The following is a 950-nucleotide window of genomic DNA, read 5'->3' as shown; positions in this document are numbered from 1 at the left end:
GGCTGGATGATGGCCGCGGCGATCGCCCGGACGATGGGCCACACCGTCGACCTGACGCTCGTCGAATCCGAACAGATCGGCACCATCGGGGTCGGCGAATCGACGATTCCGCCGCTCGTCAATTTCAACCGCATCCTCGGGATCCCCGAGCCCGAATTCATGCGCGCGTCGCAGGCGACCTTCAAACTGGGCATCCTGTTCGACAACTGGAAATATGACGGGCACAGCTATTTCCACAGCTTCGGTCTCAGCGGGAAGGACCATTGGTCGGCGGGCTTCCAGCATTTCTGGCTGCATGCGCGCGCGAAGGGCTATCCGCATTCGTACGACGACTACTGCCTCGAAGTTGCCGCGGGGCTGCAGGGCAAGTTCGCGCATCTGCCCGAAGACCGGATGAACTATGCCTATCATGTCGATGCGACGCTTTACGGCCGCTATTTGCGCAAGCTCGCCGAAGCCGACGGCACGAAGCGCGTCGAGGGCAAGATCCAGAAGGTCGAACTCGACGGCGAGACCGGCGATATCGCCGCGCTGCTGCTCGACGGCGACCGGCGCATCGAGGGCGATATGTTCGTCGACTGCACGGGCTTTCGGGGCCTGCTGATCGACGGCGCGCTGCATGCGGGGTTCGAGGACTGGTCGCACTGGCTGCCCAACGACAGCGCGATCGCGGTCCAGGCGAAACATCTCGGCCCACCGATGCCCTACACCCAGGCGATCGCGCACGACGCGGGCTGGCAATGGCGCATTCCGTTGCAGCACCGCATGGGCGCGGGGATCGTCTATGCGAGCGGCTATCTGTCGCGCGACGCGGCGCTCGACCGGCTGCTCTCGACCGTCGGCGAGCCGCTGATCGAGCCCTTCGACATCAAGTTCAAGGGCGGGGTGCGGCGCAAGCAATGGTTCCGCAACTGCGTCGCGGTCGGCCTCGCGGGGGGCTTTGTCGAGCC

At 65.1% G+C, this 950-nt stretch carries 1 protein-coding gene; it reads left to right on the top strand.

Translation table 11 applies throughout. The annotated features are described in order from the left end of the window. Window positions 1-950 (top strand): tryptophan halogenase family protein (locus tag AC3WJD_RS22010; RefSeq protein WP_492748996.1); only part of this gene is annotated, 950 nt, incomplete at both ends.

The organism is Sphingobium sp. FW306-1B-F04DB (assembly GCF_058781925.1).
This window is presented reverse-complemented; position numbering and strand designations above follow the sequence as displayed.